A 12,975-nucleotide genomic window follows, 5' to 3' on the forward strand; every position below is an offset into this window, starting at 1 on the left:
CTTATGCCTCCTCAGAGCTGCAAAAGCCCTGGTAAATTCTCTTCATCTCCACCGCGTCCTCCGCTTGAGTACCCGCGCTTTCGCAGATGAAGGTGGGACTCCAGCCCCGGCGGGCCACTTCCCGGGCCAGAGGCGTCCAGTCCGGTCCAAAGCCCCCGTGGTCTGCAAAGGTACGGTGGCGTTTTTCTCCGCCGTTGGGAGTGAACTCGATGCGGGAGAAGTGGCTGTGGAAACGGCTTGCCCGCTCCTCACCCAGCACCCGCTCCACCTTGTCCAACATCTCCCGGCAGGCCTGCTCTCCCTCCAGCTCACCCAGCGAGCGGGCGTACAGGTGGCCAAAGTCGATGCAGGGGATAAGCCGCTCATCCAGGGTACACAGCGTGAGCACCTCGTCCAAGTTTCCCAGCTGGTTGATCTTGCCCATGGTCTCCGGACACAGGGTTATGTTCCCATACCCTTGCCGGTCACAAGCCTCCAGCACCTGCTTCAAGGTCTCCTTGGCGATGTCCAAAGCCTCCTGGCGGCTGCGCTTCATAAGCGCCCCAGAGTGGATCACGATCCGCTCCGCCCCCATCACCTGGGCCACAAAGCAGCTCTCCAGCACATAATTGGTGGTTTTTGCCCGGCTTTCCGGGTCGGGGTTGGCTAGGTTAATGAAATAGGGAGCATGGACAGACAGGGCGATGCCCGCCTCTCTTGCCTTCTCCCCCAGCTTCCGGGCGGTATCCTCTCCCACGTGGACTCCCTTACCGCACTGGTACTCGTAGCAGTCCAGCCCCTGCTGGGCGATCCAGGCCGGGGCGGCCAGGGAGGATTTGTGGACCTTGGAAAAGCTCTCCGCGTTGCCCGCCGGGCCAAATCGTGCACTCACAGGAAGGGCCTCCTTCCTCCCAGCAGTCGGAAGGGGGTCTCTGCCGCGTAGCGGATATACCGTCCGGGATTGCCCGCCAGACGGATAGGCTGGATGAGCAGAGGTGTCACCCCCGCCCGATTGGCTCCCAGGGTGTCGGTGAAGATCTGGTCCCCCACCATCACAGTCTCCTGCGGGGTGCGGCCCATGCGCTCCATAGCCTTCAGGTAGCCCGCCTTCTTGGGCTTGCCCGAGTGTCCCTGATAGGGGATCCCCACCTGCTGGGCAAACTTCTGGGCCCGTCCGGGCTTACGGCTGTTGGACAGAAGGAACAGGTCGATTCCCTCCTCCTTCAGCGCTGCCATCCAGGCGGCCACCTCAGGGGAAGGCTCCAGCACCTTGTAGGGCACCAGGGTGTTGTCCAGGTCGGCCAGCACCAAGGTGATTCCCTTCTCCTTTAACTTTTTCGGGTCCAAACTGGTCACCGAGGGGTAGACCCCCCGGGGAATCGGTGAAAAGGGCACGGATGTGTCCTCCTTTGTTCTAGTTTTCCTGTCGGTCTCATAGAGTGTCTAAGACCGGACCGGCCTGCGGCCGTTTCGGCCGTGCATGGCATATCATAATGCGCCAGGCATTATCATATCACGTTCGAAAAATTTGGACAAGGGGGAGTCACCATGTCTTCCATTCGCTTTTCCATCACTGTCACACCGGACCAGCTCCGGGAGATCCGGGGCCTGCCTGTCACCCCCGCCCACCTGGCCTACCGTATGGGCCAGGGTCCTCACCTGTTCCGCACCGGAGGCAGTTCGGCCCCTTCCGGTGGATGGATGGTGCTGGACTGCCGGGACTTTGACGGTCTGGGCCGCCCCGGCCCCTTCTGTCAAGAGGTAATACGGGAGTGCGCCGCCCGGAATTTTACCGGTGTGGTATGCGACTTTGAGGCCGGCCGGCTGCCCCCACTGGAGGAGACCGTGGCCCAACTGGGCAAAGAGTGCAAGCGCCGGAATTGGGCCCTGCTTGTACCTGAACACTACGCCTCCTGCTCTCCCCACACCCAAGTGATGATCTCCTCCGCCCTGTCCGGAGGCTCTCTGGAACTGCGGCTGGAGGAGGCCCAGCAGCGCTTTGGCCGGGAGCGGGTCGTGTTGGCACTTCAAAGGACGGCAGAGGATTTCTTTCTCCCCTCCCCTACCGGAAGCGGCCGTCCGCTGACCCAGCAGCAGCTGCATCAGCTGATGGAGGAGCGCAGTCCCTCTGTCTTTTTCTCCCGGGAGCTGTGCGCCCGCTATTTTACTTACATGAGCCGGGACTCAGGGGCACATTTCGTCCTCTTTGACGATGCTCAGACCATGGCCAAGAAGGTGGAGATCGCCCGGCAGCTGTCCATCCCCACAATTTTAGGTGCGTGGTCCGATCTGCAGGACGCCATCCCGGCTCTGGGACTGTCCTCTTCTTTCCCCAGCCGTTCCCAGATTCTTCGTTGACGAACCTTCCCCATACCTTTATAATAAAGCCATCTAAATTTGACAAACGAAAGGATGTCCCATCATGGTTCGTCACATTGTTTCCTGGAATTTCAAGCCTGAACTGACCGAGCAGCAGCGCAAGGAGCTGGCTGTCCAGGTCGTGGAGCAGCTCAATGCTCTCCAGGGACAGATCCCGGGTCTTGTCCACATTCAGGCCCACTGCCCCCCCATGGACAGCAGCAACTGCGACCTGGTGCTCTACTCTGAGGTCTCCTGCCCTGAGGATTTGCCCGCCTATCAGAACCACCCCGCCCACCAGGCAGTGCTCCCCCTGATCAAAGAAAACTTCTGTGACCGCCGCTGCTGCGATTTCTGATCGGATCCACAACCTATAAAAAGAAGGGAAGATTGCTATGATCCTCACTACCACTCCCAGTGTGGAAGGCCGCTCCATTGCCGAGTACAAGGGCATCGTCTTCGGCGAGGTCATTTCCGGCGTGGATGTGATCAAGGACTTTACCGCCGGTCTGAGCAACTTCTTCGGCGGGCGCTCCGCCACCTATGAGGATGAGCTGACTTCGGCCCGGGAGCAGGCGCTCCAGGAGCTGGAGCAGCGTGCCGCCCGTCTGGGCGCCGACGCGGTGGTGGGTATCGATGTGGACTATGAGGTGCTGGGTTCCAACAATGGAATGCTGATGGTCACCGTCAGCGGCACCGCCGTTACTCTGCGCTGAATCTTCTCCCGCCTCCGGGTGTTCCCCGGGGGCGGGAAATCTTGAATTTTTTTGAAAAAACACTTGACGGGCAGACCCGATTGTGCTAGATTAGATCTTACCTGTGAATAGGGGCTTTTTTGTCGCGGGCATTTTTACGGTGTAATGGCTGTGACCCCCTTCTCCCATTGGGAACACAGGGAGGCAATCGCCGGGTCCCACCGTAACGGATTAGACGCGGAGTTTTTCGCGTCCGTACGTCGCTGGATTCGGCAGCAAGCCGCATCCAGCGTTTTTGCTTTTTGCGGCGTTTCAAGCGGGATGTCTTTCTTCCCGCAACACAATAAGGAGGTGCCGAACGTATGGCAAGCAAGGCCGGCGCGCGCATTAAGATCACCCTGCGGTGCTCTGAGTGCAAGCAGAGAAACTACAACACCATGAAGAACAAGAAGAATACCCCCGACCGTCTGGAGCTCAACAAGTACTGCCCCTTCTGCAGAAAGCACACTGTCCACAACGAGACGAAGTGATTTCTCGCATGAGGCTAAAAGGAAAGAAGGGTAATCAGAATGGCTGAGAACGAAAAGCTGGAGCAGACTGCGAAGGCTGCTTCCGACAAGGCTGAGAAGGCCAAGAAGGACAAGAAGTCCGACAAGAAGTCCAAGCCCGGATTCTTCGCCCGCATCGGCCGCTGGTTCCGGGAACTGAAGGTCGAGCTGAAGAAGGTGGTCTGGCCCACCGGAAAGCAGACCCTGAACAACACGCTGATCGTGATCGCCTGCGTGGTGTTCGTCGGTGTTTTCATCTGGATCTTCGACGCGGTGGCTGGCGGCCTGATTCAGGCCCTGATCCACCTGGTGGCAGGTTAAAGGAGACGGATATGGCTGACAACGCGAACTGGTATGTGGTCCACACTTATTCCGGCTATGAGAATACCGTGAAGGCCACCATCGAGAAGTATGTTGAAAACCGCCATCTCCAGGATATGATCCATGAGATCAGCATCCCTCTGGAAACCGTAACCGAGATCACAGACAACGGTCCTAAGGAAGTGGAGCGTAAGGTCTTCCCCGGCTATGTTCTGGTGAAGATGGTCATGAACGACGAGACCTGGCACGTGGTGCGCAACATCCGTGGCGTCACCGGCTTCCTGGGCGAGGGCAACAAGCCCATCCCCCTCTCTGAGGACGACGTGGCCTCCCTTGGCGTGGAAAAGCGCGAGGTGGTCGTAGGTTATCAGGTGGGCGACAGCGTAAAGATCACCGACGGCGCTCTGGAATCCTTCCTGGGCACCGTGGAGGAGCTGGATCTGGAGCGCGGCAAAGTCCGGGTGGTGGTGTCCATGTTCGGACGCGAGACTCCCGTGGAGCTGGAGCTGGACCAGGTCGAGCCCATGGAGCAGTAATCCCGGCAACAAACCTTTGCAACCCCGCGGCCTGAGGCCGCAAAACGTGGGAGGGACGGCACCGTCCGTTCCGCCAAACTGGGCCTAGCGCCCAACCCAACCACATTTTTTCATATGGAGGTGCTCATTCGTGGCACAGAAAGTAACTGGATATGTAAAACTGCAGATTCCCGCCGGCAAGGCGACTCCCGCCCCCCCTGTTGGTCCCGCTCTGGGCCAGCACGGCGTGAACATCGCCGCCTTTACCAAGGAGTTTAACGAGCGTACCAAGAACGACGTGGGTATGATCATCCCCGTTATCATCACCGTGTACGCTGACCGTTCCTTCTCCTTCATCACCAAGACTCCTCCCGCCGCTGTGCTCATCAAGAAGGCTTGCGGCATCGAGTCCGGCTCTGGTGTGCCCAACAAGACCAAGGTTGCCACCATCAGCAAGGAGGACGTGCGCAAGATCGCTGAGACCAAGATGCCCGACCTGAACGCCGCCAGCATCGAGGCCGCTATGAGCATGATCGCCGGTACTGCCCGCTCCATGGGCATCGTCGTGGGCGAGTAAGGAGGGTGACGAGAAATGTTTAGAGGCAAGAAATATCAGGAGAGCGCCAAGAAGATCGACAAGAACGCTCTGTACGATACCAACGAGGCTATGAGCCTGGTCGTGGAGACCGCTCCTGCCAAGTTCGACGAGACCGTCGAGCTGCACGTGAAGCTGGGCGTTGACTCCCGTCACGCTGACCAGCAGGTCCGCGGCGCCATCGTGCTGCCCCACGGCACCGGTAAGACCCAGCGCGTGCTGGTGTTCGCCAAGGCCGCCAAGGCTGACGAGGCCCGTGCCGCCGGCGCTGACTTCGTGGGCGATATGGACCTGGTGGAGAAGATCCAGAAGGAGAACTGGTTTGACTTCGACGTGGTCGTGGCTACCCCCGACATGATGGGCGTTGTGGGCCGTCTGGGTAAGGTTCTGGGCCCCAAGGGCCTGATGCCCTCCCCCAAGGCCGGCACCGTCACCATGGACGTGACCAAGGCCATCAACGAGATCAAGGCCGGTAAGGTTGAGTACCGTCTGGACAAGACCAACATCATCCACTGCCCCATCGGCAAGGTTTCCTTCGGCGCTGAGAAGCTCTCTGAGAACTTCAACGCTATCATGGGCGCCATCGTGAAGGCTAAGCCCGCCGCTGCCAAGGGCCAGTATATCAAGAGCTGCGTGGTGGCTTCCACCATGGGCCCCGGCGTCAAGGTCAACGGCGCCAAGCTGATGTAATTCATCAAAAAATATCCAATTTCCCGCGGATTTTGCTTGACAAAGTCCGCGGGAATGGATATAATAATTATCGCGTTCAAAGACAGCAGGCTGCGTAAGCGGAAGTCCTGCCGAGAGTGCAGTGAGAATTTATCTATGTAATTTCACGCTGTGTCCGTCTTTGTGCGCGGAAACAGCGTTTTTTCATTATTTCTCTGGAGGTGAATCCCAAATGCCTAACGCAAATGTCCTGGAAGCCAAGAAGGCTATCGTGGCTGAGATGACCGAGAAGCTGCAGAATGCCGCCTCCGGTGTGCTGGTCGACTATAAGGGCATCACCGTGGCTGAGGATACCGCGCTTCGTACGGAGCTGCGTAAGAACGACGTAGAGTACGCCGTTGTCAAGAACACCCTCACCCGTTTTGCTGCCGAGGGCGCTGGCCTGGGCGAGCTGTCCGAGTGCCTCAACGGCACCACTTCTCTGGCTATCAGCCACAGCGATCCCATCGCTCCCATGCGCGTCATCAACAAGTTTGCCAAGCAGTTCAATGGCTCCAAGTTCGTCATTAAGGCCGGCTTTATGGACGGCAAGGTGCTGCCCCTGAACGAGATCCTGGCTATCGCTGAGCTGCCCTCCAAGGAGGTCCTGCAGGCTCAGGTTCTGGGCACCATGCTGGCTCCCATCACCAGCCTGGCTATCGTCCTGAAGGCCATCGCCGAGGAGAAGGGCGGCTTCGTAGAGGCCGCTGCCGAGCCCGAGGCTGCCCCCGCCGAGTAAGAATTCGGCACATCATTATCATTTAAGAAATTATCATTCATTTAGGAGGTATTTTATCATGGCTAGCGAGAAGATTACCGCTCTCATCGAGGAAGTTAAGGGCCTGACCGTTCTGGAGCTGTCCGAGCTGGTGCACGCTCTGGAGGAGGAGTTCGGCGTTTCCGCCGCTGCTATGGCTGCTCCCGCCGCTGGCGGCGCTGCTGCTCCCGCTGCTGAGGAGAAGACCGAGTTCGACGTTATCCTGGCTGGCTTCGACGCCGCTGCCAAGATCAAGGTCATCAAGGCTGTCCGTGAGATCACCGGCCTGGGCCTGGCTGAGGCTAAGGGCATGGTCGAGGGCACTCCCAAGGCTCTGAAGGAGGGTGTCTCCAAGGACGAGGCCGAGGAGCTGAAGAAGAAGCTGGAAGAGGCCGGCGCCAAGGTGGAGCTGAAGTAATTTCACTTCTCTTGCTTTTTACAGGTCTGAGACATAGTCTCAGACCTGTTTTTTTATTCTCTGTTATCCTAACCCTCTCCCCTCCCCTATCTGCGTAAGTCCCCTCTCCGTTAGGCTTGGTTGTGTAAGGGGGACCATGGTTCTATTATTCTAAAGCATACAAAAGAAGCGGCACAGCAATTGCTGTGCCGCTTCTTTGATTTGTAATCGAAGGATCAGATCTCGTACCAGCGGATCTCGTTGGCAGCCAGATCCAGCTGGAAGCTGGAGCCGTCGCCCTTGTAGACCGTGGTGGACTGAGGCTCATAGGTGTTGTTGACCACGCAGTACTTGCCGTTCTTCACGTAAGCGTGGACCTCCACGTTGTAGTTGGAGGAGAACCACTTGTTCAGCTCCGCCTCATCGTGGGTGCTCCACAGGATGGAGCGGTACAGCACACGGCTGTTCTCGAAGGAGTAAGGCAGGCCGGACAGGTACACCGCACGGCCGGAACCGTACTCGTTCACCGCCATCTGGACCTCCTTGTCCTTCTGCACCAGGATCTCCGCAGTGGGCAGAGCGTAGATGCTCTTCTTGCCCTCGCCAAAGTCCATCTCGCCCTTGCAGTCGGCCAGGATGAAGTGGTCGGGATGCTGCTCCCAATTGTACTTATCGTAGCCCAGGGTGAAGCCGGTCTCCTTCTCCACGCCCAGCACCTGAGCCAGTTGCAGATAGCGGCCCTGATACTGGTGGCCGGTGGGCTCGCCCACGCCGATGAAGCCGCCGCCGTTGTAGACAAAGGCCTTGATGGCGGAGGAGATGGAGGGATCCTCCCACCAGTAGCCGCCGGTGTGAGCAGTGTCGCCGTCGCCGATGTTCAGGATGACATCAATGCCCTCCAGGCACTTGGGATCGTTCTTGATGTCATCAAAGCTGATGAACTTCACATCAAAGGGAGCGCCGGACAGGGCCTCGATCACGCCGGCATAGGAGTAGTTCTGCTTCTGATACAGGGCGTGGTGAACCATGTGGCAGCCCCAGGAACGGGCCTTGCCCCAGGCGTTGAGGACGGCCACGGTCTTGACACAGTAGGGAGTGGTACCCTTAATGTTCTCATACAGCTCCCGGAACTCGTTGCACACGCTCTCCAGGTAGTCGATGAACTCGGGGAACTGGCAGGCCAGCTTCAGATAGCCGCCATAGCCGATGCGGTCGATGGGCTTGCGGAGGATGGCCCGGCGGGCGGTCACCCAGTTCTCCTTGCCCTCCTTCACAGGGTCGCCACCCTCGTGGAAGGTGTCGGGGAAGAAGTAAGGCAGGAAGCGGCCCTCGGTGTACTTCACGCCGGGGATGTCGGAAATAAGGCGCAGGGTGGAGCCGTTGCCCACGGAGCCAACCACAGCGTCCAGACCGATGGTCTTGAACTCGTCCATATAGGGCTCGGTGCCAATCCAGTGGTCGCCCAGGAACATCATGGCCTCTTTGCCCAGCTCGTGGGTGATGTCCACCATCTCCTTGGCCAGCTTGGCCACTTCTCGGCGCTGGAAGGCCATAAAGTCCTTGAACTCCTTGCTGGGGATACGGTACTGGTTGTTGTAGTAGCCCTGGTCGATGATGAACTCGGGGCGGAACTTATAGCCCACTTCCTTCTCAAACTGCTCCAGGATGAAGGGAGAGACGGAGGCAGAGTAGCCATACCAGTCCACATACTTCTCACGCTTGAGCTCGTCAAACACCAGAGTGAACTGGTGGAAGAAGGTGGTGTAGCGGATGACGTTTACATAGGGATGCTCGGCGATGAACTTGCGCAGGCGCTCCATGGTAAACTTGTGGGTCTTGGGCTGACGCACGTCAAAGGTGATCTGGTGCTCAAAGTCCTTCCAGTCGTTGGTGACGGCGTTATACATGTGCACAGGATCCCAGATGAGATAGGCCAGGAAGCTGACGGTGTAGTCGTGGAAAAACTCAGGCTTGTCCAGCACCACACAGCCGCTCTCCTCGTCATAGCGCCACTGGTCTGCAGGCACAGGCTGGCCGGTGGTGCGGTCCATCACTTCCCACCAGCGCTTGATGTCGTCCCGGGTGTTCACCTGCATCAGCTCCGGGCTGATGCCCTTCATCAGAGGGATGGACAGGGCTCCCTGGCTGGCAGTATAAAAGCCGGTCATGATGTAGCACTGCTGCACCTCGTCCGGGTTGGCCTTAGCCCAGGCGTTGTCCTTACGGGTGGTGTAATAGGTGGAGTACACCTTGGCATCGACGCTTTTGAGCTGCTCGGGATAATCGGTGCCGTCACAGTCCCGGATGGCGTCCGCCCCCCAGCGCTCCAGCAGCTCCAGAGTCTCGGGCACCACGTCCACATCGGTGGGGATGGTGACCCGTCCCCGGTTTTGCTTCAAATCACTCATAGTTCAATCTCCTTAATAAAAGGTCCAAATCCGTTTCTCTCCTACGCCCCATTGGGGCGCACACAAAACCGGGCGGGCACGGGACTGCACTCGCCCGGCATGCTGCAATGGTTTCTCAGCGTCTGCGTTCGTCCTGGAAGGGCTTGTTGTAGATGGCCAGAGCCGCAATGAGCAGCACCAGGCCCACCAGCATAATGATCAGGCCAGTCATCTGGCCGGTCATTTTCCAGCCGCCGATCACCATACCCAGACCCACGACAGTCAAAATCAGGATCAGGCTGACCCGCAGGGCCACATGTTCTTTCCAAAATCTCATAGCTGCACCTTAACCTTTCAGTCCGCCCACGGTCATGCCCTGGATCAGCTTCTTCTGCACGCAGATATAGAGGATCAGGGTGGGCAGCATCACCAGCACCAGACCGGCATACATGGTGCCGTACTGGGCCGCAGACTGCTGGGCCTGCATCAGGTTCAGCAGACCAACGGGGAGGGTCTTGCTGCCGGTGGAGGAGCTCATCAATGTCATAGAGATGATGTACTCATTCCAGAAAGACAGGAAGTTGAAGAGGATGATGGTTACGATGGAAGGCTGCGCCATGGGGAAGATAATCTTGACCATGGTCTTGCCGTATCCGGCGCCGTCGATGTAGGCCGCCTCCTCAAAGTCATGGGGCAGGGTGGCAAAGTAGCCCGACAGCAGATAGATGGTGAAGGGCAGCGCCGTAGCGGCGTACACCAGGGCCAACACCACCAGATTGTTGAGCAGGAACTGGGTACCGATGGTGTTCTTCAGGAAGGTATCGCCGTCCCGCAGCATCAGGAAGATGGGGACCACGATGTAGTTCACGTTGATGAACAGGCCGGCCATAAAGGCGGTGTTCAGGAACTTGCGTCCCTTAAAGTAGAAGCGGGACAGACAGTAGGCGGCGGGCAGAGCCACCACCAGCAGGATCACCAGAGCCAGGGCAGTGACGATCACGGAGTTGAGCATATACTCGCCCATCTTGGCGGTATTCCAGGCGTTAACGAAGTTCTGCCAGTAGAAACCGGCGGGCAGTGCCCAGGGGTTGCCGTAGAACTCACTGTTCTGCTTGATAGAGGCCATGAACACCCAGAAGACTGGCACCACAATGGAGACCGCCAGGGCAATGAGGGCCACGTAGATAAATACCTTATAGATCCGGCTTCCGGAGGTTTTCTTCTCTTGCATCGGGGCACCTCCTTAAAATTCCAGGGGCTCCCGCTTGGTGGCGTGGTTGACCAGGGCGGAGAGCAGGAAGGAGAACAGGAAGATCACCACGCCGATGGCCATGGAGTAACCATACAGGCCGGCGTCCTTCTGTCCGTACATGTAGGAAAGGGCGACCTCAGAGGCGCCGTTGGGGCCGCCGGAGGTCATGGCCTTGACAAACAGGAAGGCCATATTGATGGTGGAAATGATGAAGAAGGTGAGGGTGGTGCGGATGTTGGTCCAGATCAGAGGAATGGTGATCTGGAAGAACTGGCGCATCCGGCCCGCGCCGTCCAGGCTGGCGGACTCATAGAGGCTCTCAGGCACGCTGGCCATAGAAGCCATGTACATGACCATGTAGTAGCCGATGGCCTGCCAGATCATGGCGATGATGATACTGACCATGACCAGGGGGGCGTCCTTCCACAGGACCGTCACCGTTTTTCCTGCGAACATAGAGATGATGCTGTTGAGCATACCGTTCTCAGGCTTATAGATCGCGGAGAAAATACCGGAGATAACAACAACGGACAGGATATTGGGGATATAGAAAATGACCCGGAACAGATTCTTGCCCTTGACGTTCTCATGGGTCAAAATGCTGGCGAAAATCAGCGCGAAGGCAAACGTCACCATGGTGACCACGACCACCAGCAGAATGGTATTCTGCATGGAGCGGATAAACAGGGTATCGTTGAGCAGTGCTTTAAAGTTGCTCAGACCCACAAAGGTCTCGGTAGGCGAATAAGCGCCTCGTTCATACAAAGACATGCGGAACACGTTCAACGTGGGAACGATCATAAAGATGAAAAACAGGATGGTGGCAGGAGCCACGCACAGCACAAGGAAGCGGCTGCGCCCTTTGTTCCTTCTCACACACTCAGCTCCTTTCAGTTCGGCCGCTGCTGCGGCCCGTTTACAGCTTGTTCACATTTTTTGAAAAAGAGGGACGGCGAGCGAGTTACCGCTCGCCGTCCCCGTACGATCGTGTTTACGTTTCGAACTCAGGAACTCAGGTCAGGTTGGCACGCATCTGATCGCTGGCGGTCTTGATGCTGCTCACCCACTCGTCCTTGGTCATGGAACCGGAGACCAGAGCGTTGACGGGATCGAAGAAGACCTCGCGCTGGGTGCCCAGGCCGGCCACAGACTTGTAGGAAGCGAAAGCGCCCAGGGCGGCCTTGGCGCCGTCGTCATAGATGCCGTAGAAGATCTGGTTGTCGCCAGTCAGCTTATCCACGATGCCGGTAACAGGCTGGGCAGCGCCGGCCTCGGCGAACAGATCAGCGGCGGTGTCGCTGTACATGAAAGCGATGAACTGCTTGGCAGCGTCGATGTTCTCAGCGCCCTTGGGGATCCACATCTGCTCGAAGAAGGTGTAGCTGTAGCGGTCGCCGCCCTCGGTGATGGCAGGCAGAGCGGTCATGCCCCACTCGAAGCCGTCAGCGCGGGGAGCCTCAGCCATCTCAGAGACGATCCAGGTGCCGTTGGGCATGAACAGGGCCTTGTTGTCCAGCACCAGCTGCTGGTTCTGGGTGAAGTCCTGATCGTTGGCCTGGGCAGGAGTGATGGGGTTGGTGTAGGAAGCCAGCTTCTCCACGATGTCGAAGCAGGTCTTGGCAGCATCGGTATCCCAGATGCCCTCAGCGTAGTGAGTGGCGTCGTAGAAGAACTCCTCGCCGCCGGCCTCATACATCAGAGCATAGAAGAAAGCGTCAAAGTAACCGGTGGTGGGGTAAGTGAACAGAGAGATGCCCTCAGCCTTGGCCTTGTCGCCCAGCTCCCACATCTCGTCCCAAGTGGTGGGAACCTCCCAGCCCTTCTCCGCAAACAGGCCCTTGTTGTAGAACAGGCCGCAGGGAGAGTAGAACATGGGAGCCAGATAGGTCTTGCCGTCAGCGTAGGGGTTGGTGGTGGAGTTGTCGTTGACGAAGCCGGGGATGATCTTGTCGCCCACGGTGACGTCCTCACCAGGAACCTTCATGGACAGCACGTCGGTGATCTCAGCGATGTTCTTGTCCTTGATGAACTGCTCGGTCAGGCCTGCCTCACGGCCGACAGCCAGGTGCACCACGTCGGGATACTCACCGCCCTGCATAGCGGGGCCGATGACGTCCTCCAGCTTCTTGTCGATGGTCAGCTCGACCTTGATGCCGGTCTGCTCGGTGAAGGCTTCGCACACCTTGTTCCAAACCTCGGTGCCGTAGCTGGTCTCGATGGCAGCTACCTTAATGGTGCCGCCGGCAGTGTTGCTGCCGTCACCGCTCTTGCTGGCGTCGCTGCCGCCGCCGTTGCTGCTGCCGCAGCCGGCCAGGAGCGCAAGAGACATGGAAGCGGCCAGAGTCAGGCTCAGGAACTTTTTCATGTTTCATCATTCCTCCTCTAAAATGTTACGTTTTTGCAGGTGCCAGGCAGGAAGTCATCTGCGTCTGATTTCTTCCCTTAAGTCCATCAGGACCTGCC

At 58.2% G+C, this 12,975-nt stretch carries 17 protein-coding genes; 10 read left to right on the forward strand and 7 right to left on the reverse strand.

Going from position 1 to position 12,975, the window contains the following annotated elements; translation table 11 throughout:
• Nucleotide 1 precedes the first annotated feature (1 nt).
• Together ACEVJL_RS07840 and ACEVJL_RS07845 are read right to left on the reverse strand one after the other, a co-directional pair.
• Entirely contained in the window at nucleotides 2-871 is an 870-nt protein-coding gene (locus ACEVJL_RS07840) for a TIM barrel protein (protein WP_008980225.1), read from the reverse strand.
• On the reverse strand, nucleotides 868-1,374 hold the full coding sequence (locus tag ACEVJL_RS07845) for a YqeG family HAD IIIA-type phosphatase (protein WP_374737411.1): 507 nt from the start codon (nucleotides 1,372-1,374) through the stop codon (nucleotides 868-870). Before ACEVJL_RS07845 ends, ACEVJL_RS07840 begins: the two co-directional genes overlap by 4 nt.
• Before the next feature lie 153 nt (nucleotides 1,375-1,527).
• Here ACEVJL_RS07845 and ACEVJL_RS07850 point away from each other — a divergent pair, with 153 nt between their 5' ends.
• The 10 genes from ACEVJL_RS07850 to rplL all read left to right on the forward strand — a co-directional run bounded on the left by ACEVJL_RS07850 (nucleotide 1,528) and on the right by rplL (nucleotide 6,894).
• Complete coding sequence (locus tag ACEVJL_RS07850; protein ID WP_374737412.1) at nucleotides 1,528-2,337, forward strand: glycoside hydrolase family 18 protein; 810 nt, start codon at nucleotides 1,528-1,530, stop codon at nucleotides 2,335-2,337.
• Between the two features lie 64 nt (nucleotides 2,338-2,401).
• Nucleotides 2,402-2,695 (forward strand): Dabb family protein, encoded by a 294-nt coding sequence (locus tag ACEVJL_RS07855; RefSeq protein WP_110441106.1) that lies wholly within the window; start codon nucleotides 2,402-2,404, stop codon nucleotides 2,693-2,695.
• A gap of 37 nt (nucleotides 2,696-2,732) precedes the next feature.
• Nucleotides 2,733-3,053: a putative heavy metal-binding protein gene (locus ACEVJL_RS07860; RefSeq protein ID WP_374737413.1), complete on the forward strand. Its 321-nt coding sequence runs from the start codon at nucleotides 2,733-2,735 to the stop codon at nucleotides 3,051-3,053.
• Between the two features lie 341 nt (nucleotides 3,054-3,394).
• Entirely contained in the window at nucleotides 3,395-3,562 is a 168-nt protein-coding gene (gene rpmG / locus ACEVJL_RS07865) for a 50S ribosomal protein L33 (RefSeq protein ID WP_008980220.1), read from the forward strand.
• 39 nt (nucleotides 3,563-3,601) lie between these two features.
• The gene (secE, locus tag ACEVJL_RS07870) at nucleotides 3,602-3,901 is read left to right on the forward strand and encodes a preprotein translocase subunit SecE (protein WP_008980219.1); all 300 of its coding nucleotides are present in this window, start codon (nucleotides 3,602-3,604) and stop codon (nucleotides 3,899-3,901) included.
• Nucleotides 3,902-3,912: 11 nt separating this feature from the next.
• Nucleotides 3,913-4,437, forward strand: coding sequence for a transcription termination/antitermination protein NusG (gene nusG, locus ACEVJL_RS07875; protein ID WP_008980218.1), 525 nt, complete (start codon nucleotides 3,913-3,915; stop codon nucleotides 4,435-4,437).
• Between the two features lie 130 nt (nucleotides 4,438-4,567).
• Nucleotides 4,568-4,993 carry a 50S ribosomal protein L11 gene (gene rplK / locus ACEVJL_RS07880; RefSeq protein ID WP_008980216.1) on the forward strand — a complete coding sequence of 142 codons (426 nt, stop codon included), beginning with the start codon at nucleotides 4,568-4,570 and terminating at the stop codon, nucleotides 4,991-4,993.
• 15 nt (nucleotides 4,994-5,008) lie between these two features.
• Nucleotides 5,009-5,701 carry a 50S ribosomal protein L1 gene (gene rplA / locus ACEVJL_RS07885; RefSeq protein ID WP_008980215.1) on the forward strand — a complete coding sequence of 231 codons (693 nt, stop codon included), beginning with the start codon at nucleotides 5,009-5,011 and terminating at the stop codon, nucleotides 5,699-5,701.
• Between the two features lie 211 nt (nucleotides 5,702-5,912).
• Nucleotides 5,913-6,458 carry a 50S ribosomal protein L10 gene (gene rplJ / locus ACEVJL_RS07890; RefSeq protein ID WP_008980214.1) on the forward strand — a complete coding sequence of 182 codons (546 nt, stop codon included), beginning with the start codon at nucleotides 5,913-5,915 and terminating at the stop codon, nucleotides 6,456-6,458.
• A 58-nt stretch (nucleotides 6,459-6,516) separates the two neighbouring features.
• A complete protein-coding gene (rplL, locus tag ACEVJL_RS07895) occupies nucleotides 6,517-6,894 on the forward strand; it encodes a 50S ribosomal protein L7/L12 (RefSeq protein WP_008980213.1) in 378 nt (125 codons plus the stop codon).
• A 215-nt stretch (nucleotides 6,895-7,109) separates the two neighbouring features.
• Here the strand turns inward: rplL and gnpA are convergent, their stop codons facing one another.
• From gnpA to ACEVJL_RS07920, 5 genes are all read right to left on the reverse strand, one after another.
• Nucleotides 7,110-9,281 (reverse strand): 1,3-beta-galactosyl-N-acetylhexosamine phosphorylase, encoded by a 2,172-nt coding sequence (gene gnpA / locus ACEVJL_RS07900; protein WP_235396009.1) that lies wholly within the window; start codon nucleotides 9,279-9,281, stop codon nucleotides 7,110-7,112.
• A gap of 115 nt (nucleotides 9,282-9,396) precedes the next feature.
• Complete coding sequence (locus ACEVJL_RS07905; protein ID WP_008980211.1) at nucleotides 9,397-9,597, reverse strand: DUF6903 family protein; 201 nt, start codon at nucleotides 9,595-9,597, stop codon at nucleotides 9,397-9,399.
• 9 nt (nucleotides 9,598-9,606) lie between these two features.
• Nucleotides 9,607-10,491 carry a carbohydrate ABC transporter permease gene (locus ACEVJL_RS07910; protein ID WP_008980210.1) on the reverse strand — a complete coding sequence of 295 codons (885 nt, stop codon included), beginning with the start codon at nucleotides 10,489-10,491 and terminating at the stop codon, nucleotides 9,607-9,609.
• A 12-nt stretch (nucleotides 10,492-10,503) separates the two neighbouring features.
• Complete coding sequence (locus tag ACEVJL_RS07915; protein ID WP_020989512.1) at nucleotides 10,504-11,388, reverse strand: carbohydrate ABC transporter permease; 885 nt, start codon at nucleotides 11,386-11,388, stop codon at nucleotides 10,504-10,506.
• Nucleotides 11,389-11,524: 136 nt separating this feature from the next.
• Nucleotides 11,525-12,877, reverse strand: a complete 1,353-nt coding sequence (locus tag ACEVJL_RS07920) for a carbohydrate ABC transporter substrate-binding protein (protein WP_110441115.1) — start codon at nucleotides 12,875-12,877, stop codon at nucleotides 11,525-11,527.
• Nucleotides 12,878-12,975: the final 98 nt, after the last annotated feature.

This window comes from Flintibacter porci, from assembly GCF_041925195.1.
In the GTDB taxonomy this organism is placed as follows: domain Bacteria; phylum Bacillota; class Clostridia; order Oscillospirales; family Oscillospiraceae; genus Lawsonibacter; species Lawsonibacter porci.

What these genes read in the sequence shown, in the direction of transcription:
- nusG (WP_008980218.1), top strand. Translation starts at nt 3,913, where the DNA reads ATGGCTGACAACGCGAACTGGTATGTGGTCCACACTTATTCCGGCTAT.
- rplA (WP_008980215.1), top strand. Translation starts at nt 5,009, where the DNA reads ATGTTTAGAGGCAAGAAATATCAGGAGAGCGCCAAGAAGATCGACAAG.
- ACEVJL_RS07855 (WP_110441106.1), top strand. Translation starts at nt 2,402, where the DNA reads ATGGTTCGTCACATTGTTTCCTGGAATTTCAAGCCTGAACTGACCGAG.
- ACEVJL_RS07910 (WP_008980210.1), bottom strand. Translation starts at nt 10,491, where the DNA reads ATGCAAGAGAAGAAAACCTCCGGAAGCCGGATCTATAAGGTATTTATC.
- secE (WP_008980219.1), top strand. Translation starts at nt 3,602, where the DNA reads ATGGCTGAGAACGAAAAGCTGGAGCAGACTGCGAAGGCTGCTTCCGAC.
- rpmG (WP_008980220.1), top strand. Translation starts at nt 3,395, where the DNA reads ATGGCAAGCAAGGCCGGCGCGCGCATTAAGATCACCCTGCGGTGCTCT.
- rplJ (WP_008980214.1), top strand. Translation starts at nt 5,913, where the DNA reads ATGCCTAACGCAAATGTCCTGGAAGCCAAGAAGGCTATCGTGGCTGAG.
- ACEVJL_RS07850 (WP_374737412.1), top strand. Translation starts at nt 1,528, where the DNA reads ATGTCTTCCATTCGCTTTTCCATCACTGTCACACCGGACCAGCTCCGG.
- gnpA (WP_235396009.1), bottom strand. Translation starts at nt 9,281, where the DNA reads ATGAGTGATTTGAAGCAAAACCGGGGACGGGTCACCATCCCCACCGAT.
- rplL (WP_008980213.1), top strand. Translation starts at nt 6,517, where the DNA reads ATGGCTAGCGAGAAGATTACCGCTCTCATCGAGGAAGTTAAGGGCCTG.
- ACEVJL_RS07920 (WP_110441115.1), bottom strand. Translation starts at nt 12,877, where the DNA reads ATGAAAAAGTTCCTGAGCCTGACTCTGGCCGCTTCCATGTCTCTTGCG.
- ACEVJL_RS07905 (WP_008980211.1), bottom strand. Translation starts at nt 9,597, where the DNA reads ATGAGATTTTGGAAAGAACATGTGGCCCTGCGGGTCAGCCTGATCCTG.
- ACEVJL_RS07860 (WP_374737413.1), top strand. Translation starts at nt 2,733, where the DNA reads ATGATCCTCACTACCACTCCCAGTGTGGAAGGCCGCTCCATTGCCGAG.